Origin of the sequence: Enterobacter cloacae complex sp. P43RS, assembly GCF_014930585.1 — a bacterium.
GTDB classification, from domain to species: Bacteria; Pseudomonadota; Gammaproteobacteria; order Enterobacterales; family Enterobacteriaceae; genus Enterobacter; species Enterobacter bugandensis.
This window is the reverse complement of record NZ_JADBRJ010000002.1, coordinates 484555-507888: the sequence shown is the minus strand read 5'-3', so window position 1 is coordinate 507888 and position 23334 is coordinate 484555. Positions and strand designations below refer to the sequence as shown.

Sequence of the window (23334 nt, the reverse complement as noted above, 5' to 3'; positions counted from 1 at the left end):
TTTTACTCCTCCGTCAGATAGCAAAAGCGAGGAGATGTCTCCTCGCTTTGTGTTTATTCAGTATAGCGTGCTTACCATTTCTTATTCAGAACGCGGTCGATGCTGTATGCGCCTGGGCCGGTAATCGCCAGCAGCAGGAAGCCACCCGCGATAGTCAGGTTTTTCATAAACATCAGTGAGTTCACGCCTTCAGCAAAGTTGCTGTGGAACAGGAACGCGGTCAGCAGGGTGAAGCCTGCGGTAAACAGCGCGGTGGTGCGGGTCAGGAAGCCGAACAGAACCGCCAGGCCGCCGCCAAACTCAAGCAGAATGGTCAGCGGCAGCAGGAACCCCGGAACGCCCATGGCTTCCATATACTGCTGGGTACCCGCATATCCGGTGATTTTGCCCCAGCCTGCCACGATAAACAGAATTGGCATCAGAATACGCGCGACCAGTACACCAACATCTTCTAATTTTTTCATTTTACTCTCCAGGAAACCACATAAGCGGCTGAACATTATTTGTCTGCAATTCCGGGTAGATACCGCGGTTCTGCTGTCGATGGAGAGGAGTGTAAACGGGGCGGGTAGCAATTGTTAGCAAGGAAAACTGTCAATCTTCTTCAAAGATATTGAGTAAGGGCAGGTGCGCGCTGGTGCCCTCAGCCCACGGGGAGAAGGGCAAAAACAAAAAACGGTAACCTGAGTTACCGTTTTGCGTTTATCACCGCAGCTGTTGTTGCCGCAGCGTTGCTTTGACCAGACGCCAGGCGCTCCAGGCACCAAAACCGCGTCGGGCCCAGCGGATGAGCATATTCGGATGACGAACCGTCCAGATAGCCATCACGCTGCTGCCGACCAGCGCCCACGAACGCAGGCTCAGGAAGGTATTCCAGCCACGGTCAAACCGTCGCGTCGCGTCGATCCAGTCACGGCGGCTGGCAGACAGATCCAGCCGCTGCTGCTGGATCTGACTTAACAGGTACGCTTTTCGCTTCTGACGTTCCGCTTTATCGCTCACGGCTTGTCATCCTCCAGCAGGGCGCGATCGTTAGCCAGTTCCTGGCGCGTGTGGCGCAGGAAAGTGGACCTGCGCGCTTTACGCATCGTCCATATGCCGCCAATCAGCGCCGCGACCAGCAGAACGACGGTCGTGGCAATCATCGCGTTAAGTCGATACTGCGGGTCAATGGCCCAGATGATTAACACCATCAGGCTCATCAGACCAAACGCGGCGAAGAGCATGGTCAGCCCGAGCATCAGCAGCATCTGGAAGAGGTTCGCTTTCTCCTCTTCCAGTTCGACCACTGCCAGCCGGACGCGCGTTTCGGCAATCCCAACCAGCGTCGTTAAAATACGCTGGCCGATGCCGAGGACGTTATTAGCAGGCCCTTGTGCGTGACGAGGATCTTCCATATCAACGACGCGTCAGCAGGACACCCAGTACCACACCCACTGCGGCACCAATACCAACTCCCGTCCATGGATTGTCGCGCACATATTCATCTGCACGCGCAGCCGCTTCACGGGTCTGTTTCGCCAGTGCATCACCGGTTTCACCCAGGCGGTAGCGGCTCTCTTTCAGCGCCTGCTCCGCTTTGCTGCGCAGCTTGCTTACTTCTTCTTTCGACTTATCGGCAGAGGAGTTCAGCACCTCTTCAAGGGTATCGGCCAGGGATTTCAGTTCAGCGCGCAGATGTTCAGACGTCGTATCTTTTGACATGATTCTCTCCTGTTGAGATTTCCGTTAACTCAATAATCGCGAGCTTCCAGCGCTTTCAGGTCGTCCTGCGCCTCTTTCAACTTCTTCTCGCGCTTAGCAATTTTTTCCGCATCCCCTTTCTCTTTCGCTTCCTGCAGGTCTTGACGGCGCTCGGCTATCTCGTCCTTCTGTTCAGCGATTTTCTTTTGGTGATCGGCACGCAGCTTGCTGTCTGAACAGTTCGCTTTCACTTCGCTCAGCGCTTTTTTGAGACCATCAACACGGTGCTGATTGTTATGCTTTTCGGCATAACCGATCTCACGCTGAATATCCTGTTCTTTCTCCTGACAGAGAGAGTTTGCGAAGGTCGTTGTGCTTAAAGAAAAAAGGGCCAGAGCCAGGGTCATGCGGAATTTCATTATCGAAACCTTCCATTGTGCTGCGGGGTTAGCCGCTATCCAAAATGATGCGGAGTACATTCGAGGGGTGCTCCGCGTACTTAAGCATAGTAAGTAAACGGGGGATTCACCAAAGTGAGTGAAAAGATTCGGAATCCAGGAAGTTATCCAAACCGATGCGACGTATCGCGAATCAATGATAACCACGCGGCTGGCGGGTTGTCATCTTCCTGCTGGGCAATGATATAGCCGTGCGGCAGAGTACGGTCAAGAACCGCTTTCGCGGCAGCGCTCTGCGCACGGGAATCAAACTTAATCAGTAAAACATCGTCCTGCGGGGTGATGCTTTTAAAGCGGATGCCGTTTGCATCCAGATGATGCCAGACAGAAAAACCGTCAGGCACACCGCCCCCCTGGTTTACCGGGCGAATGGCCAGCGTAGCGTCCTGATGTGAAAGCGTGTTCCAGGCCAGCAGTACGGCGCTGAGCATCACCAGTGCAATAAAGGCACAGGCAAAGCGGCGCATGGCGAGCGGTGAGATAACCATCGTTAACCTCGCGCTCCGTATTTTTTCTTCCACAGGACAACCAGCGAGCCGATCAGGCCGAAGACCAGCAGAACAACAGGTAGCAGCATCAGGCAGGACATCAGCTGATCTTCATATTTCATGAAGACCGGCGTCTTACCCAGCGCATAGCCCAGCGTCGTCAGGATCAGAACCCATAACAGGCCGCTCATCCAGTTGAAGAACTGGAAGCGTGCGCTGCTCAACCCGGACAGCCCGGCAATGGTGGGCAGCAGGGTGCGCACAAAGGCGATAAAGCGGCCAATCAGCAGCGCGGAAAGCCCATGCTTATGGAACAGGTGGTGTGCCCGCTGGTGATAGTGCGCAGGCAGATGGGAAAGCCAGTTCTGTACTATTCGGGTATTGCCCAGCCATCTTCCCTGGATATAGCTCACCCAGCAGCCAAGGCTGGCCGCGACGGTCAGTAATAAAATGGTTTGCGGGAACGCCATTGCGCCTTTAGCACACAGCACGCCGACAAGCACCAGCAAACTGTCACCCGGCAAGAAGGCTGCAGGCAGCAAACCATTCTCAAGGAACAGAATCATAAACAAGACAAAATAGAGCATGCCAATCATGGAAGGGTTGGCCAGCGTTTCAAAATCCTGCGCCCAAAGGGCATGCAGCAGTTGGGTCAAAAGTTCCATTCAGTGTTCCTGGAAATCGGTTAACGTCTCGCCTGTTATCCGGGACAAACAGCACGGCGACATTGTTGTGATTTCATTATGGTCGCTCGCGGACACATTGCGGTGTGGCCAACACTGTTCCCTGTTAATTGGCTGGTTAGCAAGCACTAACTTTCAAAATAACGAAGTGAATCCAATTGTAACAAAGCCCAACGTTCTGCGTCACAGAATTTGCAGGGTGAGGTGATTTTGGCGTAAGCCCTGAAAGTGAGCGAGGGATTTTACAAAGGCTGACACTATATATGTTTTGCTTACCCATTCAGCCGGGGAGGCGCAGCGAAGCGCCTGCCGGTAGAAAGGTCGCCTATTTTGCGCCGCTCGGGGCCGTATCGAGATGAACGACAGGATTATCGGCAAAAAGATAGCGGTCAGCGTTAAATTCGAAGTCGTCGCTGGTTTCATTGAAGAGCATCTGCTTGGTGTTTTCCAGGTGCTGCCACATGGCGAGCTTCGCGGCGTGGGGATCTTTACGAATCAGCGCCTTAAGAATTTGATCGTGGTCGTCACACCAGTTGTCCACGGTACGGGAATCAATATGATCGTGCAGTTTTTTCCAGTACGGGTTGTGAACGCGTTGAGTCCACATTTTCTCAACGATTGCCGCCAGCGCCGTATTCTGGGTTGCCAGGGCGACCTGAACGTGAAACTGCAGGTCCCACTCGGAATCACGGAAACATTTTTCCTTGCGAGCGTTCTCCTGGATCTCCATCAGCTTCATGATGTCCTGCTTGGTCACCTGCGTGGCGGCAAATTCGGCAATATTGCTTTCGATCAGCTGGCGAGCCTGGAGCAGCTCAAACGGACCGTAGCTGGCGAATTCTAGACTTTCATCCGCCACCGGAGAGTGTTTAGGCTGATTAGAAATAACGTGAATGCCGGAACCTTTGCGTACCTCAACGTAGCCTTCCACTTCCAGCATGATAATCGCTTCGCGCACCACGGTTCGGCTTACGCTTTTTTCATCCGCGATAAAGCGCTCGGCGGGAAGTTTATCACCGACAAGATAGACCCCTTGCTCGATGCGATCTTTCAGCTCGGCAGCAAGTTGTTGATATAAACGACGTGGTTCGGTGATTTCCATATGCGCTCCAGGCAGGGTACGGCAGATGATTTGTTATACCACTTTCACGGAATACTCTCCAGATTTTGCCATTAAAAAAGCCGCCCGGGGGCGGCTTCGGTGAAACGCATTTTCGCTAACTCTGCGTAGCCGGTCGCCCGAGAGACTCTTTCGCCAGCTCCTCTGCGGATTTGCTTTTCAGCACCGTCCAGATAACCACCGCGCCCATCAGGTCGAAGATTGCCAGCACCGCGAACAGCGGGCTGAAGCCGATGGTATCCGCCAGCGCGCCGACGACCAGCGCGAACATCGTACTCGCGGTCCACGCGGCCATCCCGGTCAGGCCGTTGGCGGTGGCCACTTCGTTGCGACCGAAGACGTCAGACGAGAGCGTAATCAGCGCGCCGGAGAGCGACTGGTGCGCAAAACCACCGATGCACAGCAGCGCGATAGCGACGTAGGGGCTGGTGAACAGACCAATCATGCCCGGGCCAATCATCAGCAGGGCGCCCATGGTTACCACCATCTTACGGGAAACAATCAGGTTCACCCCAAACCAGCGTTGGAACAGCGGTGGCAGGTAGCCGCCTACGATACAGCCCAGGTCAGCGAACAGCATCGGCATCCAGGCGAACATCGCGATCTCTTTCAGGTTAAAGCCGTAGACTTTAAACATAAACAGTGGGATCCACGCGTTGAAGGTGCCCCAGGCCGGTTCAGCCAAGAAGCGCGGCAGTGCGATACCCCAGAACTGACGGGTGCCCAGGATCTGCCAGACGGACATCTTCTTGCCATTGTTGGTCTGATGCTGCGCTTCCTGACCACCAATAATGTATTCGCGTTCTTCCTCGGAGAGTTTTTTCTGATCGCGCGGGTGTTTATAGAAAACCAGCCACGCCATTGCCCAGGCGAAGCTCAGCACGCCAGAGATAATGAATGCCATCTGCCAGCTGTGCATCACGATGGCCCACACCACCAGCGGCGGCGCAATCATTGCGCCGATGGACGAGCCCACGTTGAAGTAACCCACCGCAATGGAACGCTCTTTTGCCGGGAACCACTCAGAGCTGGCTTTCAGCCCCGCCGGGATCATTGCGGCTTCTGCCGCACCGACCGCGCCACGGGCCAGCGCCAGGCCGCCCCAGCTGCCTGCCAGTGCGGTTGCACCGCAGAATACCGCCCAGGCGATGGCGAAGAAGGCATAGCCGATTTTGGTACCGAGAATATCCAGCACGTAGCCTGCGACAGGCTGCATGATGGTATACGCCGCGGAATAGGCGGCAATAATGTAGGAGTATTGCTGCGTGGAGATATGCAGCTCTTCCATTAACGTCGGCGCTGCGGCTGCCACGGTGTTACGCGTCAGGTAGCCCAGCACGGTGCCTAACGTCACCAGTGCGATCATATACCAACGTAACCCTTTAATTTTACGCATCTAAAACCTCATCGTTATGTTATGTCCGCGCCAGAGCACGGCAACTTCTCAACCGTTTCCGGGAGCCGTTGGGTAACGGGAGGGGCGTAGCCGGAAGCATGTCCCGGAACGGCCCGAACCTTGCCATAAGTAAGCGTGCATAAGTCGGTATCCGTACCGTTAAATCCGATGTGTCTCACACCGGTAACGCATTCCGTCGGCTTAGTGTTTGCGACGGCGAAACGATAACTTGTCATACAACTTTAAAAGGTGAGTGACATCACAAATGTATGATTCTTTGTAGGGACATTAATCGCTGCGCGCAAAGCCAGCAACGGCGCGGCCTGTAGAAGGGTTTACCCCATTGAGGGTAATTTATTTGTTAGCGTTTATTGATCTCACTCACGAAAAAAGCTTCGGCGGGTGGAAATTGGTGTGATAACTTTGCAGCATATGAACATACGCTTTCTGACGCTCCCGTAATGAGGAAGACGATAATGACGCCGTTTATGACCGACGATTTTCTGTTAGATACCGAATTTGCCCGCCGCCTGTACCACGACTACGCTAAAGACCAGCCGATTTTCGACTACCACTGCCACTTACCGCCGCAGCAGGTTGCCGAAAATTATCGTTTCAAAAACCTGTATGATATCTGGCTGAAGGGTGACCACTATAAATGGCGCGCAATGCGCACCAACGGCGTGGCCGAGCGCCTGTGTACCGGCGACGCGACCGATCGCGAGAAGTTTGACGCCTGGGCGGCGACCGTTCCGCACACTATCGGCAACCCGCTTTACCACTGGACGCACCTCGAACTACGCCGTCCGTTTGGTATCACCGGCAAGCTGCTTTCTCCCGCTACGGCGGATGAAATCTGGGACCAGTGCAACGAACTGCTGGCGCAGGATAACTTCTCCGCGCGCGGCATCATGAAGCAGATGAACGTGAAGATGGTGGGCACCACCGACGATCCGATTGACTCCCTGGAGCATCATGCCGTTGTCGCCAAAGACGCCTCTTTTGACATTAAAGTGCTGCCAAGCTGGCGCCCGGACAAAGCCTTCAATATTGAGCAGGCCACGTTCAACGACTATATGGCGAAGTTGGCGGAAGTGTCCGATACCGACATCCGTCGTTTCGCCGATCTGCAAACCGCGCTGACCAAACGTCTGGACCACTTCGCGGCGCACGGCTGTAAAGTCTCTGACCACGCGCTGGACGTGGTGCTGTTCGCGGAATCCAACGAAGCCGAACTGGACAGCATCCTGGCGCGTCGCCTCTCCGGTGAATCGCTTAGCCAGCATGAAGTAGCGCAGTTCAAAACGGCGGTGCTGGTGTTCCTCGGCGCGGAATACGCCCGTCGCGGCTGGGTACAGCAGTACCACATCGGTGCGCTGCGCAATAACAACCAGCGCCAGTTCAAACTGCTGGGTGCGGACGTGGGCTTTGACTCCATCAACGACCGCCCGCTGGCGGAAGAGCTGTCAAAACTGCTGAGCAAACAGAACGAGCAAAACCTGCTGCCGAAAACCATTCTCTACTGCCTGAACCCCCGCGATAACGAAGTGCTGGGCACCATGGTCGGCAACTTCCAGGGCGAAGGTATGCCGGGCAAGATGCAGTTCGGATCCGGCTGGTGGTTCAACGATCAGAAAGACGGCATGGAGCGTCAGATGACGCAGCTGGCGCAGCTCGGTCTGTTAAGCCGCTTCGTGGGTATGCTGACCGACAGCCGCAGCTTCCTCTCCTACACTCGCCACGAATATTTCCGCCGCATTCTGTGCCAGATGATTGGCCGCTGGGTGCACGCGGGTGAAGCGCCAGCGGATCTCCAGCTGCTGGGCGACATGGTGAAAAACATCTGCTTTAACAATGCGCGTGACTACTTCGCCATTGAACTGAACTAAGGCCGTCTGAGGTTGATATGCAATACATCAAAATCCATTCGCTGGATAACGTGGCCGTCGCGCTGGCAGATTTAACCGAAGGCACGGAAGTGGCCTTCGATAACCAGTCGGTCACGTTGCGCCAGGCCATTGGACGTGGACACAAGTTTGCCCTGATCCCCATTGCAAAAGGGGAGAACGTGGTGAAGTACGGTTTGCCCATCGGCCATGCGCTGGCGGATATTGCGCCGGGTGAATATATTCATTCCCACAATACCCGCACCAATCTCAGCGATCTGGACGAGTACAGCTATCAGCCTGAACTACCGAAGGCAGGCGTGCAGGTGGGGGATCGTGAGGTGCAAATCTACCGTCGCGCAAACGGTGATGTGGGGATCCGCAACGAGCTGTGGATCCTGCCGACCGTCGGCTGCGTGAACGGCATTGCGCGTCAGATCCAGACCCGCTTTCTGAAGGAGACCCACGATGCCGAGGGCATCGACGGGGTACATCTGTTCAGCCACACCTACGGCTGCTCCCAGCTGGGTGATGACCACATTAACACCCGCACCATGCTGCAAAACATGGTGCGCCACCCGAATGCGGGCGCGGTGCTGGTGATCGGCCTCGGCTGCGAGAACAACCAGGTCGACGCCTTCCGCGAGACGCTGGGAGAATTCGACCCTGAGCGCGTTCACTTCATGGTGTGCCAGCATCAGGACGACGAAGTGGAAGCGGGCGTTGAGCAGCTGCATCAGCTGTATGAGGTGATGCGCCACGACAGGCGCGAGCCGGGCAGGCTGAGTGAGCTGAAGTTTGGCCTGGAGTGCGGCGGGTCTGACGGTCTTTCCGGCATTACCGCTAACCCAATGCTGGGCCGCTTCTCGGATTACGTGATTGCCAACGGTGGCACCACGGTGCTGACCGAAGTGCCGGAAATGTTTGGCGCGGAGCGCATTCTGATGAGCCACTGCCGCGACGAAGAGACGTTTGAGAAGACCGTCACCATGGTGAACGACTTCAAACAGTACTTCATTGCCCACAATCAGCCGATTTACGAGAACCCGTCGCCGGGGAACAAGGCGGGCGGAATCACCACGCTGGAGGAGAAATCCCTCGGCTGCACCCAGAAAGCGGGGGCCAGCCAGGTGGTGGACGTTCTGCGCTACGGCGAACGCCTGAAAACCCACGGCCTGAACCTGCTGAGCGCACCGGGTAACGATGCGGTCGCCACCAGCGCGCTGGCGGGGGCGGGCTGTCACATGGTGTTATTCAGCACCGGTCGCGGTACGCCGTACGGCGGTTTTGTGCCGACGGTCAAAATCGCCACCAACAGCGAGCTGGCGGCGAAGAAAAAGCACTGGATCGATTTCGACGCAGGCCAGCTGATCCACGGCAAAGCGATGCCGCAGCTGCTGACGGAGTTCGTGGACACTATCGTGGAGTTTGCTAACGGCAGGCAGACCTGTAACGAGAAGAACGACTTCCGCGAGCTGGCAATCTTTAAGAGTGGTGTGACGCTTTAAATGTTTTGTCGGGTGACGCTAGCGCTTACCCGACCTACTGAACTTTAATCGGTGCGGCCTGATGCCCTCACCCTGACCCTCTCCCACGGGGAGAGGGTACAAACACTAAAAACGGCAACCTCAGGGTTGCCGTTTTGCTGTTAACCTCGCAGGGCATTCTTCGCTAAACGCGCGTCTTCCGCCTGACAGGCCGCTGCGGTGAACAGCACGTCGGTAGAGGAGTTCAGCGCGGTTTCGCAGGAGTCCTGCAGCACGCCGATGATGAAGCCGACGGCCACAACCTGCATGGCGATCTCGTTCGGGATGCCGAACATATTGCACGCCAGCGGGATCAGCAGCAGCGAACCGCCCGCCACGCCGGATGCGCCACAGGCACACAGCGACGCCACCACGCTCAGCAGCAGCGCCGTTGGCAGATCCACAGGAATACCCAGCGTTTGCACGGCCGCCAGGGTCAGCACGGTGATGGTGATCGCCGCACCTGCCATGTTCACTGTCGCACCCAGCGGGATCGACACGGAATAGGTATCGCGGTCCAGGTTCAGCTTCTCCGCCAGCGCCATGTTAACCGGAATGTTTGCCGCCGAGCTGCGGGTGAAGAAGGCGTATACGCCGCTCTCGCGCAGGCAGGTGAGCACCAGCGGATACGGGTTACGGCGGATCTGCCAGAACACCAGCAGCGGGTTGATCACCAGCGCCACCAGCAGCATACAGCCGACCAGCACCATTAGCAGCTGCGCGTAGCCCCACAGCGCGTCAAAGCCGGTTGTGGCCAGGGTAGACGACACCAGACCGAAGATACCGATGGGCGCAAAGCGAATCACGACCTTAACGATAAAGGTCACGGCGTTGGACATGTCGTTGACCAGGTTTTTCGTCGTTTCGTTGCCGTGACGCAGGGCGAAGCCCAGGCCGATCGCCCACACCAGAATGCCAATGTAGTTGGCATTCAGCAGAGCATCAATGGGGTTCGTAACCATGCTCATCAGCAGGCCGCGCAGCACTTCCACAATGCCTGAAGGCGGCGTGACGTCGCCCGCCGCAGAGGTCAGATGTAGCGTGGAAGGGAAGAGGAAGCTAAAGACCACTGCGGTCAGCGCAGCAGAAAACGTGCCCAGCAGATATAAAAAGAGAATCGGGCGAATGTTGGTTTTTTGTCCGTGTTGGTGATTGGCGATAGAAGCCATGACCAGCATCAGTACCAGCACCGGCGCAACGGCCTTCAGCGCGCCCACGAAAAGCGTTCCGAGAAGCCCCGTCGCTTCCGCGGCGGGTTTTGACACCAGCGCCAGCAGAATACCCAGAACCAGACCTACCAGGATTTGTTTAACCAGGCTACCCTGCGTCAGACGCGCAAGCAGGCCCTTAGATTGTGTGCTCATACTAAATTCCTAAGTGAAATTGTGTTCCATCCTGGATGTGCTCTAAGTCACATTTATTTCAGGATGTAAATATTTGTTTGCCTGGTTGAGTATCAAGGAAAGCGGGGAAAGGCGGAAGAGTAAAATGCTGGATTTTACGTGTCACATCATATTTTTTAACTATTGAGTCACAAAAGTGTGTTAACCCTCTCCCCTTTGAGGAGAGGGTTAGGGTGAGGGGATTACTCCACCTGCTGCTTCTTATCGTGCTGGCGGTTAACCCAGGTATTGATAACCAGCGTCACCAGCAGAATGCCGAACACCACGCCAAGCGAAATGGCGATCGGGATATGATAGAAATCGACAATCAGCATCTTGATACCGATAAACACCAGAATCACCGACAGACCGTACTTCAGCATCGAGAAGCGCTCTGCCGCACCCGCCAGCAGGAAATACATGGCGCGCAGACCGAGGATCGCAAACAGGTTAGAGGTCAGCACGATGAACGGATCAGTCGTCACCGCGAAGATTGCCGGGATGCTGTCTACCGCGAAAATCACGTCGCTCAGCTCGACCAGAATCAGCACCAGCAGCAGCGGGGTAGCAAACAGCAGGCCGTTCTTACGCACGAAGAAGTGCTCGCTCTCGATCTTGTCCGTCATGCGCAGATGACCGCGGATCCACTTCACCAGCGGCTTATCACCGATACCGGTATCGTCTTCTTTCGCCAGCGCCATTTTGACCCCGGTGAACAGCAGGAACGCGCCGAACACGTACAGCAGCCATTCGAACTGGGTAATCAGCCAGCTGCCGGCGAAGATCATGATGGTACGCAGGACAATGGCACCCAGCACGCCGTAGACCAGCACGCGGCGCTGCAATGCTGCAGGCACAGCAAAGTAGCTGAACAGCATCAGCCAGACGAAGACGTTATCAACCGCCAGGGCTTTTTCAATCAGATAACCGGTGAGGAAGGCGAGCGCCTGAGGATCGGCCACCGCACGGCCTTCAGTCGAGGCCAGATACCACCAGAAGGCGGCGCAAAAGAGGAGCGAGAGGGTAACCCAGACCAGCGACCAGACGGCGGCCTGCTTAACGCTCATGCCGTGCTCGCCGCGACGACCCTGCAAAAAGAGGTCGATCGCCAGCATGATGAGCACGACAACCGCGAATCCGCCCCACAGCATTGGAGTGCCGACAGAATGCATACTATTTTCCTTACACATAAAAAACAAAAACGGCCATGGTCAGAAGACGATAGCCGTTAGCTTTTTATGCATAGACCTCGCCTTCCGGCAAGGTCTCACTTACAACCACGAAGGTTGCCCGGCGACCGGATGCATATTTTACGCATCGTAATGACGATCCACCGGCGAAGAAGTTACTCCCCTTTGCAGGTAACAAAATATGTCAGACCATCGGTTTCGTCAATGGTCTGCGCCGTTTCATTACACAGCTTTACGCGATCGCTTCTGCGCCTATGCCGTCTGCCGGGAACACCACGCCGGTCTGGCGGCGGATCTCGGTTTGCAGCTTCGCCGTGGTGCGGCTTACCGCAAGGCCTGGGTGATTCACTTCGTTGTCTTCCACCAGACGGGCGAAGACCTCTGCCTCATAGAGCATAGTGTTAATATGCTGAGGCTGCGTCAGTTCCTGCGCTTTGCCGCCGCGCGGCACGAAGCTCACCTTCTGGCATTCGGAGATCTTCTCGATGACCAGCGACCCAGCTTCGCCCTGAATTTCGCTCGGCAACACGGAATCGCTCACCTTGGAGTGTTGCAGCGTGACGCTGAAATCACCGTAGTCCAGCACCACCAAACCGTGTGCATCCACGCCGCTCTCCAGCAGGCTGGCGGTGGCCGTAACGCCGTGCGGCTCGCCCCATAGCGCTACGGCAGAGGCCAGGCAGTAAAAACCGATATCCATAATCGAGCCGTTTGAGAAGGCCGGGTTAAAGGTATTCGGATTCTCGCCGTCCAGATAGCGCTGATAGCGCGACGAATACTGGCAGTAGTTGATAAAGGCTTTGCGCACTTTGCCAATTTTCGGCAGGGACTGCTGCAGAAGAAGGAAATTCGGCAGGCTGGCGGTTTTGAACGCTTCGAACAGCACCACCTGGTTTTCGCGGGCAAGCGCAATGGCCGCTTCCACTTCTTCGATATTCGACGCCAGCGGCTTCTCGCAAATCACGTGCTTTTTATGGCCGAGAAACAGCGCTGTTTGCGGGAAGTGCAGGGAGTTCGGGCTGGCGATATAAACCGCGTCAATGGCGTCGCTTTGCGCCATTTCATCCAGGGAGGTGAAGAGATGCTCGACGAGGTAGTCGTTAGCAAAGCTCTGCGCCTGCTCAAGGCTGCGGGAATAGACTGCGGTGAGTTTAAGTTTGCCGGTTTCGTGGGCGGCGTCGACGAACTGGCGCGTGATCCAGTTCGTTCCAATGACTGCGAAACGTATCATAAACGTTTACGTACTCCGTAGCGGGGAACCTTTAGCCACTGTAGCACGGGATTATTGCAAAACCAGTGCGCTATTCCGCATTACCATCTAACGATAAATGCGTAAGCCACAGGCGGGTATCAAACTCCAGCTGGTGATACTGCGGCTCCATGTGGCAGCACAGGGAATAGAACGCTTTGTCGTGCTCTTTCTCTTTCAGGTGCGCCAGCTCATGCACCACGATCATCCGCAGAAAGGCTTCCGGCGCGTTACGAAATACGGTCGCCACGCGGATCTCCGCCTTAGCCTTCAGCTTGCCGCCCTGCACGCGGGAGATGGCGGTGTGCAGGCCGAGCGCGTTTTTCAGCACGTGGATCTTGTTGTCGTACATCACCTTGTTGATCGGCGGCGCGCTCTTCAGATATCGGCTTTTCAGATCCTGCGTATACTGCCAGAGGGCCTTATCGGTCGCGAAATCGTGCGTGCCGGGGTAGCGTTTTTCCAGCACCGCGCCGAGCTTCTGCTCGGCAATCAGGCTGCGAACCTGAGTCAGTAAATGCTCCGGGTAGCCCTGGAGATAAGTAAGTTGGTTCATCAAAAGCCCAAATTAATGCGAAAACGGGTATACTCACGCACCCTTTTCAGGGATACGCCAAATTTTACCATTCAGGAGGGCCGATGAGCCACTTAGACAACGGTTTCCGTTCACTCAACCTTAAACGTTTCCCGGAAACGGACGACGTAAACCCGCTTCAGGCGTGGGAAGCGGCGGATGAATATCTGCTGCAGCAGTTGGATGAGACTGAAATCCGCGGCCCGGTTCTGATCCTGAATGACGCGTTTGGTGCCCTGGGCTGCGCCCTGGCAGAGCACACGCCTTACAGCATTGGCGATTCCTACTTAAGCGAGCTGGCGACGCGTGAAAACCTGCGCCATAACGACATCGACGAGTCCAGCGTGAAGTTCCTCGACAGCACCGCGGACTACCCGCAGGCGCCGGGCGTGGTATTGATCAAGGTGCCCAAAACCATGGCGCTGCTGGAGCAGCAGCTGCGTGCGCTGCGTAAAGTCGTCACGCCGGAAACCCGCATCATTGCGGGTGCCAAAGCGCGCGATATTCACACCTCAACGCTGGAGCTGTTCGAGAAAGTACTCGGCCCGACCACCACCACGCTTGCCTGGAAAAAAGCGCGCCTGATCAACTGCACCTTCAGCGCACCGGAGCTGGCCGACGCGCCGGAGACGCTGAGCTGGAAACTGGAAGGCACCGACTGGACCATCCATAACCATGCGAACGTTTTCTCCCGCACCGGGCTGGATATTGGGGCGCGTTTCTTTATGGAGCATCTGCCGGAAAACCTGGAAGGGGAGATTGTCGATCTGGGCTGCGGCAACGGCGTGATTGGCCTGACGCTGCTGGCGAAGAATCCGGAAGCCAGCGTGGTGTTCAGCGACGAGTCGCCGATGGCGGTGGCCTCCAGCCGTCTGAACGTAGAAACCAACATGCCGGAAGCGGTGGATCGCTGCGAATTTATGATCAACAACGCGCTCTCCGGCGTTGAGCCTTTCCGCTTCAACGCCGTGTTCTGCAACCCGCCGTTCCACCAGAAGCACGCCCTGACGGATAACGTCGCGTGGGAGATGTTCCACCACGCTCGCCGCTGCCTGAAAATCAACGGCGAGCTGTATATCGTGGCGAACCGCCACCTGGACTACTTCCACAAGCTGAAGAAGATTTTCGGCAACTGCGTCACCATTGCGACCAATAACAAGTTTGTGGTGCTGAAAGCGGTGAAGCTGGGGCGTCGTCGCTAAATAACCAGTGCAAGCTGGGTGCCCTGCGCAATCGCCCGCCGCGCATCCAGCTCCATCGCCACGTCGCACCCGCCGATCAAATGCACCGTTTTACCCGCTTCGCGCAGCGGATCGGCCAGATCGCGCTTTGGCTCCTGTCCGGCGCACAAAATCACATGATCCACGCGCAGCAGCTGCGGTTCACCACCGATCAGCACATGCAGCCCGTCGTCGTCGATCTTCTGGTAGCTCACCGCCGGGATCATCTTCACTCCGCGCGAGAGCAGGGTGGCGCGGTGGATCCAGCCCGTGGTTTTGCCCAGCCCTTCACCCGGCTTGCTGGCCTTACGCTGGAGCATCACGATCTGGCGCGGGCTTTTCGGCAGCTGCGGCCCTTCCGGCCGTAATCCGCCGGACTGGCTCAGACTGGTATCAATGCCCCATTCTACGCAAAACTCGGCGATGTTCTGGCTGGTGGCCTCGCCCGGCTGGCTTAAATACATCGCGGTATCAAAGCCGATCCCGCCGCAGCCGATAATCGCCACCTTCTCGCCAACGGGCGCTTTGTCACGCAATACGTCCAGATAGCTCAACACCTTCGGATGATCGATACCCTCGATTGCAGGCGTGCGCGGTGCGATCCCGCTCGCGAGGATCACCTCGTCGAAACCGATCAGATCCGCCGCGCTGACAAGCTGGTTAAGCCGCAGATCAACACCCGTCAGATCGATCATCCGGCGGTAGTAGCGCAGGGTTTCATAGAACTCCTCTTTGCCGGGGATCTGTTTGGCGATATTAAACTGCCCGCCAATTTCACCGGCGGCATCAAACAGCGTCACGCTGTGCCCGCGTGAGGCGGCATTCACCGCAAACGCCAGCCCAGCGGGGCCGGCTCCCACGACGGCCAGGCGTTTTTGACTGACCGCGGGGACGACCGGCATTTTCGTTTCATGGCAGGCGCGGGGGTTCACCAGGCATGAGGTGACTTTGCCGGCGAAGATCTGATCCAGACAGGCCTGGTTACAGCCGATGCAGGTGTTGATCTCATCCGCACGGCCGCTTTGCGCTTTGGAGAGCAGTTCGGCATCCGCGAGGAACGGACGCGCCATCGAGACCATATCGGCGTCGCCGCGGGAGATCACATCGTCCGCCACCTGCGGGTCGTTAATGCGGTTAGTGGTGACCAGCGGAACGGAGACTTTGCCTTTCAGCTTGCGCGTTACCCAACTGAACGCCGCGCGCGGCACCGGCGTGGCGATGGTCGGGATGCGCGCTTCGTGCCAGCCAATCCCGGTGTTGATGATGGTGGCACCTGCGGCTTCAATCGCCTGCGCCAGCTGCACGGTTTCGTCGAAGGTGCCGCCGCCCTCCACCAGGTCGAGCATCGACAGGCGGAAGATAATAATAAAGTCCGCGCCCGCACGTTCGCGCACCGCGCGCACCACCTCCACGGCAAAGCGCATCCGACGGGCATAGTCGCCGCCCCATTCGTCGTCGCGCTGGTTGGTGCGGGCGGCGAGGAATTCGTTAATCAGATAGCCTTCAGAGCCCATCACCTCCACGCCGTCGTAGCCCGCCTCACGCGCCAGCGCGGCGCAGCGGGCAAAATCGTCGATCAGCGCCAGGATCTCGTCGTGGCTGAGGGCCTGAGGGGTAAAGCGGTTAATCGGCGCCTGAATAGCCGATGGCGCAACCAGCTTTGGCTGATAGCTGTAGCGCCCGGTATGCAGAATTTGCAGGGCGATTTTGCCGCCTTCGTTATGCACCGCGTCCGTGACAATTCGGTGATGCGGCAGCTGTGTCGCATCATTCAGGACTGCGCCGCCCTCCATCGTCACGCCTGAAGGGGCAGGGGCTACGCCGCCGGTGACAATCAGCGCCACCCCGTGGCGCGCGCGCTCGGCGTAGAAGGCCGCCAGGCGCTCGGCCCCGTCCGGACGCTCCTCCAGCCCGGTGTGCATCGAGCCCATTAACACGCGGTTTTTAAGGGTGGTAAACCCCAGATCGAGGGGGGCGAATAGCGACGGGTAGCGGCTCATAGTCTCTTCCAGTGTAAAATTATTGTTATGTGGTCGGATGAGTTACTAATTTAGCCAGCGGCAGCAGAAAGGTAAAAGCGGGATCGAATGATTGTGATAGATCTCAAAGAACTTCCCCGGTGGCGCTACGCTTACCGGGGCTACAAAACCCCCGGACGGATAAGCGCAGCGCCATCCGGCGTTATTTACGGCGTCGCTGCCCGCGCTAACCCCGGCGCCTGCCACATCGACGTGGTCAGCCCGCTGTCCACCAGCCCGAGCTGATCCGCGTACACCGCCTGCCACTTCTCCATCATGCCGTCGTACAGCTCCCGGTGCTGCGGGTTTGGCGTAAACTCGCGGCTCCACTTCACCAGCCGCTCGCCCGTCGAGGCCATATCCGCAAACACCCCCGCGCCCGTTCCGGCGGCAATGGCGCAGCCGAGCGCCGTTGCCTCTTTGACTTCCGGCACGCGCACCGGCAGGCCGGTGACGTCGCTTAAAATCTGGCTCCATAGGGCGCCCTTTGCGCCGCCGCCCGCAAACACCAGGCTATCAAACGTCACGCCGGAGAAGCGCGAAATCTGCGTCAGGTTACAGGCCGAGACGATTGCCGCGTTCTCCTCCAGGGCGCGGAACAGCGTCGCTTTGTTGCACTTTTCCGGGTCGATAGAGAGGTTAATAAACGACGGCGCGGCGTGGTACCACTGCTTAAAATGCATCGCGTCGGAGAAGATTGGCATTACGCCGTGGGAGCCAGCGGGTACGCGGCCCGCCATCTCTTCCAGCAGGGAATAGGTGTCCATCCCCATCCGCTCGGCAATCAGCTTCTCTTCGGCACAAAAGGCGTCGCGGAACCAGCGCATGGTCAGCCCGGTAAAGAAGCTGATCGACTCCGCCTGTGCCATGCCGGGGATAACGTGCGGGTTTACGCGGATGTTCATCTCAGGGTCGGTGCGCACCTGCGGCAGGTTAACCACCTGCTGCCAGAAGGTGCCGCCCAGCACCGCCGTTTGTCCGGCGCGGACAACGCCCAGCCCCAGGCAGCCCAGCTGCACGTCGCCGCCGCCCATCACTACCGGCGTGCCCTCGCGTAAACCGCTCTGCTGTGCGGCTTCTTTCGTGATGGCCCCCAGCACGGTGCCGGTCTCTTTTACCGGCGAGAGAATATCGGCGCGCAGCCCGGCCATGTCGAGCAGCGCTGGACGCCAGTCGCGTGAAAAGAGATCCAGCATGCCGGTGGTGCCCGCGTTAGACGGATCGACCGCCAGCTCGCCGGAGAGCTTTGCCGCCAGCCAGTCGCTGATCATGGTGATAGTCGCGGCCTTACGATAAATATCCGGGCGATGATGCGCCAGCCAGAGCAGGCGCGGCATGGCGCTAAGGGCAAGCGTCTGGCCGGAAACGTCATACACTTCGGATTCAAAACGGTAGTCGTGGATCTCTTTGAGTTCAGCCACCTCGCGGCTGGCGCGGGCGTCGACGTTGGCGCAGGCCCAGATGGCCTCGCCGCTGCGGTCGTACAACACGATCCCTTCGCGCATCGAACAGCAGGCGACGGACTGAATATCCGCCGCGCTCAGGCGCGCGCGCTCCAGCGCCTGCTGAATGCACCGGCAGGCCAGCTGCCAGTTGGTGTCGAGATCGAACTCCATCGACCCCGGCACGTTCTCCACGCTCAGGTGCTTCCATTCGGCCTGGCCGACGGCAATCTGGTTGCCCTGTAAATCGAAAATCACTGCGCGAACGCTGCCTGTCCCTGCATCTAACGCTAAAAGGTAACTCATGAGCTTGCCTCGCTATTAGCGCAGGGCGACTCTTATTCGGCCAGAGCCAGCACCGCGCGGGCTGTCGTCTCTTCCGTCACCAGGCCATTAATACGGCGACCTTTCAGTGCGGCATAAATCGCATCGGCTTTCTCTTCCCCTCCGGCCACGCCGACGATGGTGGGCAGCTGCGCCAGTTCATCGAGCGTGACGCCGAGTAATTCTTTATGGATCTCCAGCTCCTCGACGCATTCCCCTTCGGCGTTAAGGAAATAGCCGAGGATATCGCCTACCGCCCCTTTACGGGCGTACATCAGCTGTTCACCTTCGCTGATATAGCCGGAGCGCAGTATCGTCGCGTCACGGCGCTGGTTCACGGAACCAATGCCGACCACCGCCACGTCAGCGGCGGTCGCGGCGAGGATCACGTCCCGAACGCTGGTTTCGCGCTTTAAGATCCCGGCGACTTCCGCAGATGAAACGCGAAGCGGGGCGGGGATCATGCTGACGCTGCAGGCAGCGTCCAGCTGGCCGATACCGGTCATATACGGCCCCACGCCGCCGGAAAGCGTCACGAGGCGGATCTGCTGCGAGCTGATAAAGCCGCTTAAGTGTTGCAGGCTGCTCATGGTGGTTTCACCGAACCCCACCGCCAGCAGCTGGCCGGGCTCCAGCACGCCCATCAGCGACTGCGCCGCGCCAATGCCCAGCCGCACGTTCATCGGCGGGGTATTTAGGGCAGGCATCACGCGCACCAGCTTCAGGCCAAAGCGCTGCTGTAGCTCGGTTTCCAGCGACAGGCAGCCCTCGTAGCGGGAGTTGATCTGCACGCGGATCACCCCCGACTGGCGGCCTTTCTCCAGCAGGCGGGAGATTTTCAGGCGCGGCAGCCCGAGGCGTTCGCCGATATCGTTCTGGGTCAGCCCGTCGTGGTAGTAGCACCAGGCCACGCGCGCCACCAGCTCTTCTTCCGCCAGCGCCAGACCGGCAAACCGTCCTTCTTCCGCAGTGCGTTTATCGCTCATAATTGAACTCTTATAAAAATTTAGATCATATGTTCGTAATGGCGCGGCGTGAAAATGTGAGCCACGCGGCAAAACGGATCTTTTAGATCGTTTCTGGTTAATCTGAATCTCAATCGATAAAACTGTGATCCCTGCACGGTTGTAAATATAGTTCACCGTCTACGCTTTTGAACATTATTAAATCTAAAAATCATTTGTTCAATAGCGGAGCGATGATGACACCACTTCTCAACGCGCGAAATATCAGCAAGCAGTTCTCAGGCGTGCCGGTCTTAAAAGGCATTGATTTCACGCTGCTTGCGGGGCAGGTGCATGCGCTGATGGGCGGTAACGGCGCGGGAAAATCGACGCTGATGAAGATCATCGCTGGGGTGGAAACGCCGGATAGCGGTGAACTTTCGGTTGCGGGCGAGTCTTTTGCACGGCTTACCCCGGCGCAGGCGCATCGGTTAGGCATTTATCTGGTGCCGCAGGAGCCTCTGCTTTTCCCCAACCTGACCGTGAGGGAAAACATCCTGTTCCGCCTGCCGCGCGAGCGCGATCGGGAAAAGCGGCTGGCGGAGAAACTCCAGCAGCTGCAATGTCAGCTTAACCTTGATGCAACGGCCAGCACCCTGGAAGTGGCGGACCAGCAGATGGTGGAGATCCTGCGCGGGCTGATGCGCAACGCCAGAATTTTGATCCTGGACGAGCCCACGGCCTCGCTGACGCCCGGTGAAACCGAACGGCTGTTTCGCCAGATCCGCGCCTTACAGGCGTTCGGCGTCGGGATCGTCTTTATCTCGCATAAGCTGCCGGAAATCCGCACGCTGTCGAGCCACGTTTCGGTGATGCGCGACGGCGCGGTGGTGCTCAGCGGCGAAACCGCCCAGTTTGACGACAGCGCCCTGATCGCCGCTATGACGCCGGTCAGCCGCGAGAAAGGCTTAAGCGATGCGCAAAAGCTGTGGCTGGCGCTGCCGGGCAATCGCCGCACCCAGCCGCAGGATTTTCCGGTGCTGCGCGTGGAAGATCTCACCGGAGAGGGCTTTATCGATCTCAGCCTGGAAATTTACGCCGGGGAGATCGTTGGCCTTGCCGGACTGGTCGGATCCGGGCGCACCGAGTTTGCCGAAACGCTCTACGGCCTGCGTCCCGTACGCGGCGGGCGGGTGTGGCTGGAGAGCCGGGAGATCACCTCCGATCCGGTGGGTTTACGTCTGGAAAAAGGGCTGGTTTATCTGCCGGAAGACAGGCAGGTGTCCGGCCTGTTTCTCGACGCGCCTGTCCGCTGGAACACGGTGGCGCTGAACGAGCCGTCGCTCTGGCAGCAGCGAAAGCGGGAGTCTGCGGTGGTGGAGCGCTATCACCGGGCGCTGGGGATCAAGCTCAATCATGCGGATCAAACCGTGCGCACGCTCTCCGGCGGCAACCAGCAGAAGGTGCTGCTGGCGCGCTGTCTGGAGGCCAATCCTTTATTGCTGATCGTCGATGAGCCGACGCGCGGCGTGGACGTGTCGGCGCGTGCCGATATCTACCAGCTCATTAAAAGCGTGGCGGCGCAGAATGTTGCGGTGCTGATGATCTCAAGCGATCTCGATGAATTTCCCGGCCTTGCGGACCGTGTGCTGGTGATGCATCAGGGCGTACTCAGCGGCGAGCTGCCGCGCCACGCCGTCAGTCTCGATCGGATGATGGCGCTGGCGTTTGGAGGACAATCATGAAGATCTTACTCAAAAACCGCGAGCTGAGCGCGTTTCTTGCCATTCTGGCGCTGTTCGCCGTGCTGGTGGCGCTGAATCCGTCCTACTTCAGCCTGCAAACGCTGGGGATGATCTTCGCCAGCGCGCAGATCCTGATCCTGCTGGCCATCGGTGCGGCGCTGGTGATGCTGACCCGCAATATCGACGTCTCCGTGGGCTCGACCGTCGGGCTGTCCGCGATTGCCGTCGGCGTGGCGCTCAACGGTGGCTACAGCCTGCCGGTATCGATACTTTTTGCGCTGTCGATTGGCGCGCTGGCGGGGGCGTTCAACGGTTTTCTGGTGGTGGGGCTGCGCATTCCGGCGATTGTCGCCACCCTCGGTACGCTGGGGCTGTACCGCGGAGCGATGCTGCTCTGGACGGGCGGAAAGTGGATTGAGGGGCTGCCGCCGGGGCTGAAATCTCTCTCCGAGCCTGCCGCCATCGGCATTTCACCGCTCGGCGTGGGAGTGTTGATTCTCGTTGTCGTTGGCGCGTGGGGGCTATCGCGCACCGCGTTCGGGCGTGATTTTTACGCGGTGGGGGATAACCTCGCCGCCGCGCGCCAGCTGGGCGTGGCGGTGAACCGCACGCGCATGATCGCCTTCACCCTCAACGGCATGCTGGCGGCCTGCGCCGGGATTGTTTTTGCCGCGCAGATCGGCTTTGTGCCCAACCAGACCGGCAGCGGGCTGGAAATGAAAGCCATTGCCGCCTGCGTGCTCGGCGGCATTTCGCTGCTGGGCGGCACCGGCACGCTGGTCGGTGCGTTCCTCGGCGCGTTCTTCCTGACCCAAATCGACACCGTGCTGGTGCTGTTCAGGCTACCGGCGTGGTGGAACGACTTCATCGCCGGGCTGGTGCTGCTGGGCGTGCTGGTGCTCGACGGGCGGCTGCGCCAGGCGCTGTCACGCCATCAGCGGGCGCTGAAGTACGGCCGGTTCCAGCCTGGAAACAGAGGGGGAAAGCACGTCACCCCGTTTCCCAAACGCAACAAAGAGGTGGCGTAAATGAGGCTCAACTGGGAAAGCGCGCTGCTGATATTGCTGGTGCTGGAGATCCTGCTCTTCGGCGCCATTAACCCGCGCATGCTCGACGTTAACATGCTGCTGTTCAGCACCAGCGATTTCATCTGCATCGGCATCGTGGCGCTGCCGCTGACGCTGGTGATTATCAGCGGCGGGATCGACATTTCGCTGGGCTCCACCATCGGCCTGTGCGCCATCGCGCTGGGGGTGATGATGCAGGCGGGGTGGCCCATGACGATCGCCGTTCCGCTGACGCTGCTGCTTGGCCTGCTGTGTGGGCTGGTGAATGCGGCGCTGATCCACTACACCGGCATTAGCCCTTTAGTCATTACCCTCGGCACGCTCTACCTCTACGGCGGCGGCGCGCTGCTGCTCTCCGGCATGGCGGGGGCGACGGGCTACGAGGGCATCGGCGGCTTCCCGGACAGCTTTACCGCGTTCGCTAACCTCACGGTGCTGGGGCTGCCGATCCCGCTGGTGCTGTTCGCGGTGATTACCGCCTTCTTCTGGCTGATTACCCATCGCGGGCGCTTTGGCCGCCATCTGTTTTTAATCGGCCAGAATCCGCGCGCGGCGCGCTATGCGGCGCTGTCGGTGAACGGCATGCCCTACGCGCTGTACGGTCTGGTCGGCGTGGCGTCGGCGGTGGCCGCGCTGGTGATGGTCTCCTATTTCGGCTCTGCGCGTTCGGATCTGGGGCGCGATTTGCTGATGCCCGCACTCACCGCCGCCGTACTCGGCGGGGCAAATATTTACGGCGGTTCAGGGTCGGTGCTGGGTACGGCGCTGGCGGCGCTGCTGGTGGGTTATCTCCAGCAGGGATTACAGATGGTCGGCATCCCCAACCAGGTGTCGAGCGCGCTGTCGGGGGCGCTGCTGGTTGTGGTGGTGATGGGACGTTCGCTAAGTCTGCACCGCGAATGGGTGCGATCTCTCTTCAGAAAACTATCCGGAGCGTAA

At 58.3% G+C, this 23334-nt stretch carries 22 protein-coding genes; 6 read left to right on the top strand and 16 right to left on the bottom strand.

Going from position 1 to position 23334, the window contains the following annotated elements; genetic code table 11:
- Positions 1–71 precede the first annotated feature (71 nt).
- The 9 genes from IM294_RS06230 to IM294_RS06190 form a co-directional block, all read right to left on the bottom strand.
- Positions 72–464, bottom strand: a complete 393-nt coding sequence (locus tag IM294_RS06230) for a DoxX family protein (RefSeq protein WP_042716298.1) — start codon at positions 462–464, stop codon at positions 72–74.
- 241 nt (positions 465–705) lie between these two features.
- Positions 706–1002 (bottom strand): YqjK-like family protein, encoded by a 297-nt coding sequence (locus tag IM294_RS06225; RefSeq protein WP_014885330.1) that lies wholly within the window; start codon positions 1000–1002, stop codon positions 706–708.
- Complete coding sequence (locus IM294_RS06220) at positions 999–1397, bottom strand: phage holin family protein (RefSeq protein ID WP_041907961.1); 399 nt, start codon at positions 1395–1397, stop codon at positions 999–1001. Before IM294_RS06220 ends, IM294_RS06225 begins: the two co-directional genes overlap by 4 nt.
- A 1-nt stretch (position 1398) precedes the next feature.
- Positions 1399–1704, bottom strand: a complete 306-nt coding sequence (locus IM294_RS06215; protein ID WP_008503141.1) for a YqjD family protein — start codon at positions 1702–1704, stop codon at positions 1399–1401.
- Between the two features lie 29 nt (positions 1705–1733).
- On the bottom strand, positions 1734–2102 hold the full coding sequence (locus IM294_RS06210) for a DUF1090 domain-containing protein (RefSeq protein WP_028014508.1): 369 nt from the start codon (positions 2100–2102) through the stop codon (positions 1734–1736).
- A 143-nt stretch (positions 2103–2245) separates the two neighbouring features.
- A complete protein-coding gene (gene mzrA / locus IM294_RS06205; RefSeq protein ID WP_028014507.1) occupies positions 2246–2629 on the bottom strand; it encodes an EnvZ/OmpR regulon moderator MzrA in 384 nt (127 codons plus the stop codon).
- Positions 2630–2631: 2 nt separating this feature from the next.
- Positions 2632–3294: a DedA family general envelope maintenance protein YqjA gene (gene yqjA / locus IM294_RS06200; RefSeq protein ID WP_008503144.1), complete on the bottom strand. Its 663-nt coding sequence runs from the start codon at positions 3292–3294 to the stop codon at positions 2632–2634.
- 343 nt (positions 3295–3637) lie between these two features.
- On the bottom strand, positions 3638–4414 hold the full coding sequence (gene exuR, locus IM294_RS06195; RefSeq protein WP_028014506.1) for a transcriptional regulator ExuR: 777 nt from the start codon (positions 4412–4414) through the stop codon (positions 3638–3640).
- A 115-nt stretch (positions 4415–4529) separates the two neighbouring features.
- Positions 4530–5828, bottom strand: coding sequence for an MFS transporter (locus IM294_RS06190; protein WP_126817041.1), 1299 nt, complete (start codon positions 5826–5828; stop codon positions 4530–4532).
- 476 nt (positions 5829–6304) lie between these two features.
- On the opposite strand from IM294_RS06190, the gene uxaC reads away from it, so the two are divergent.
- A complete protein-coding gene (uxaC, locus tag IM294_RS06185) occupies positions 6305–7717 on the top strand; it encodes a glucuronate isomerase (RefSeq protein ID WP_028014504.1) in 1413 nt (470 codons plus the stop codon).
- Between the two features lie 17 nt (positions 7718–7734).
- Positions 7735–9222: a UxaA family hydrolase gene (locus IM294_RS06180; RefSeq protein WP_126817043.1), complete on the top strand. Its 1488-nt coding sequence runs from the start codon at positions 7735–7737 to the stop codon at positions 9220–9222.
- Positions 9223–9362: 140 nt separating this feature from the next.
- On the opposite strand, the gene sstT is transcribed toward IM294_RS06180, so the two are convergent.
- The 4 genes from sstT to IM294_RS06160 form a co-directional block, all read right to left on the bottom strand.
- Positions 9363–10604 (bottom strand): serine/threonine transporter SstT, encoded by a 1242-nt coding sequence (sstT, locus tag IM294_RS06175; protein WP_041907970.1) that lies wholly within the window; start codon positions 10602–10604, stop codon positions 9363–9365.
- Positions 10605–10825: 221 nt separating this feature from the next.
- Positions 10826–11794 carry a TerC family protein gene (locus IM294_RS06170; RefSeq protein WP_047364670.1) on the bottom strand — a complete coding sequence of 323 codons (969 nt, stop codon included), beginning with the start codon at positions 11792–11794 and terminating at the stop codon, positions 10826–10828.
- Positions 11795–12044: 250 nt separating this feature from the next.
- A complete protein-coding gene (locus tag IM294_RS06165; RefSeq protein WP_028014500.1) occupies positions 12045–13043 on the bottom strand; it encodes a Gfo/Idh/MocA family protein in 999 nt (332 codons plus the stop codon).
- A gap of 70 nt (positions 13044–13113) precedes the next feature.
- Entirely contained in the window at positions 13114–13617 is a 504-nt protein-coding gene (locus IM294_RS06160) for a YgjP-like metallopeptidase domain-containing protein (RefSeq protein ID WP_126817045.1), read from the bottom strand.
- 83 nt (positions 13618–13700) lie between these two features.
- Between IM294_RS06160 and rlmG the strand changes: the two genes are divergently transcribed.
- The gene (rlmG, locus tag IM294_RS06155; RefSeq protein ID WP_028014499.1) at positions 13701–14837 is read left to right on the top strand and encodes a 23S rRNA (guanine(1835)-N(2))-methyltransferase RlmG; all 1137 of its coding nucleotides are present in this window, start codon (positions 13701–13703) and stop codon (positions 14835–14837) included.
- Here the strand turns inward: rlmG and IM294_RS06150 are convergent.
- From IM294_RS06150 to lsrR, 3 genes are all read right to left on the bottom strand, one after another.
- The gene (locus IM294_RS06150) at positions 14834–16855 is read right to left on the bottom strand and encodes an NADPH-dependent 2,4-dienoyl-CoA reductase (RefSeq protein WP_126817047.1); all 2022 of its coding nucleotides are present in this window, start codon (positions 16853–16855) and stop codon (positions 14834–14836) included. The two genes, rlmG and IM294_RS06150, sit on opposite strands and share 4 nt — an antisense overlap.
- A gap of 185 nt (positions 16856–17040) precedes the next feature.
- Complete coding sequence (lsrK, locus tag IM294_RS06145; RefSeq protein ID WP_126817049.1) at positions 17041–18621, bottom strand: autoinducer-2 kinase; 1581 nt, start codon at positions 18619–18621, stop codon at positions 17041–17043.
- A gap of 32 nt (positions 18622–18653) precedes the next feature.
- The gene (gene lsrR / locus IM294_RS06140; RefSeq protein ID WP_045260116.1) at positions 18654–19625 is read right to left on the bottom strand and encodes a transcriptional regulator LsrR; all 972 of its coding nucleotides are present in this window, start codon (positions 19623–19625) and stop codon (positions 18654–18656) included.
- A gap of 215 nt (positions 19626–19840) precedes the next feature.
- Between lsrR and lsrA the strand changes: the two genes are divergently transcribed.
- From lsrA to lsrD, 3 genes are read left to right on the top strand one after another with little or no spacing between them, the layout of a single operon-like run.
- Positions 19841–21328: an autoinducer 2 ABC transporter ATP-binding protein LsrA gene (gene lsrA, locus IM294_RS06135; protein WP_047367086.1), complete on the top strand. Its 1488-nt coding sequence runs from the start codon at positions 19841–19843 to the stop codon at positions 21326–21328.
- The gene (gene lsrC / locus IM294_RS06130) at positions 21325–22356 is read left to right on the top strand and encodes an autoinducer 2 ABC transporter permease LsrC (RefSeq protein ID WP_048958740.1); all 1032 of its coding nucleotides are present in this window, start codon (positions 21325–21327) and stop codon (positions 22354–22356) included. Before lsrA ends, lsrC begins: the two co-directional genes overlap by 4 nt.
- Positions 22357–23334: an autoinducer 2 ABC transporter permease LsrD gene (lsrD, locus tag IM294_RS06125; RefSeq protein ID WP_126327101.1), complete on the top strand. Its 978-nt coding sequence runs from the start codon at positions 22357–22359 to the stop codon at positions 23332–23334.